The sequence below is a fragment of the Kitasatospora sp. NPDC056783 genome, from assembly GCF_042789895.1.
Lineage (GTDB): Bacteria > Actinomycetota > Actinomycetes > Streptomycetales > Streptomycetaceae > Kitasatospora.
The window spans coordinates 1-1,365 of the sequence record NZ_JBHUAF010000710.1 but is presented as its reverse complement, the minus strand read 5'-3'; the positions used below and the strand labels follow the sequence as shown (position 1 = coordinate 1,365).

Here is a 1,365-nt window from a genome sequence, read left to right as displayed (position 1 = left end):
CCTCCACTCCGCCCGGCCGCGGCCACCGCCCCGGCCGAGCCGCACGCCCCCTCCTCCGCGTCCGCCGAACGGCACTGCGGTGCCGGGGAGGCCGCCGCACCGGCCCAGCGGCCCGCCCGCTCCGCCTCCACGCCCTCTCCCGCACCCGCCGCCGCACCCGCCGAGGACCGGACCGTCCCGGCAACCGCCCCCACGACGGGCCCGACGGCGGCCGCCGGATGCGTCACCAGGCCCAGAGTCCCCCTGCTCGTCACCGGCCGGTGGCGGATATAGCGGCTCGGCACCGACCGAGCCGCTCCGTTCCGCCAACCTCCCGACAGGAGACGAGACATGACACCCATCACCCCCCACACCGACGACCGCGCGGCCCTCACCGGCCTGGTCGGCAACACCCCGGTCCTGCGGATCGGTGAGCCGCTGGCCCCGGCGGGCCGCGGCTTCTGGGCCAAGCTGGAGGGCTTCAACCCCGGCGGCATCAAGGACCGCCCGGCCCTGCACATGGTCCAGCGGGCCCGCGACCGGGGCGAGTTGCGCCCGGGCGGCCGGATCGTGGAGTCCACCAGCGGCACGCTGGGACTGGGCCTCGCCCTGGCCGGCATGGTGTACCGCCACCCGGTCACGCTGGTCACCGACCCGGGGCTGGAGCCGGCCATGACCAGGCTGCTCACCGCGTACGGCGCCGAGGTCGAGGCCGTCGACAGCCCGCACCCGCGCGGCGGCTGGCAGCAGGCCCGGCGCGACCGGGTGGCCGAGTTGCTGACCCGCCACCCCGGCTCGTGGTGCCCGGACCAGTACAACAACCCCGACAACACCACCGCCTACACCCCGCTGGCGCTCGAACTCGCCTCCCAGCTGGGCCACCTGGACGTCCTGGTGTGCAGCGTCGGCACCGGCGGGCACTCGGCCGGCACCTCCCGGGTGCTGCGCCAGCTCTACCCGGGCCTGCGGGTGGTCGGCGTGGACACCATCGGCTCCACGATCTTCGGCCAGCCCGCCCGCACCCGGCTGATGCGCGGCCTCGGCTCCAGCATCTACCCGCGCAACGTCGCCTACGGCACCTTCGACGAGGTGCACTGGGTCGCCCCCGCCGAGGCCGTCTGGACCTGCCGGCGGCTGGCAGCCTCGCACTACGCCACCGGCGGCTGGAGCGTCGGGGCGGTCGCCCTGGTGGCCGGCTGGCTGGCCCGCACCCAGCCGGCCGGAACCCGGATCGCCGCGGTCTTCCCGGACGGGCCGCAGCGCTACCTCGGCACCGTCTACGACGACGCCTACTGCCACGCCCACGGACTCACCGGCGCCACCCCGGCCGCCGTCCTGGGCTCCGTCCGGCCGCAGACGTCGCACCGCTCCAGGCCCGCCCGGTCC

The 1,365-nt window shown here is 76.6% G+C and carries 1 protein-coding gene and 1 pseudogene; both read left to right on the top strand.

Annotated elements, in window-relative coordinates:
- A pseudogene (locus tag ACFRMQ_RS40790) lies at positions 1–273 on the top strand (hypothetical protein); the annotation flags it as partial.
- A gap of 57 nt (positions 274–330) precedes the next feature.
- On the top strand, positions 331–1,365 hold a 1,035-nt coding region (locus ACFRMQ_RS40785), incomplete at its 3' end, for a PLP-dependent cysteine synthase family protein (protein ID WP_380735988.1).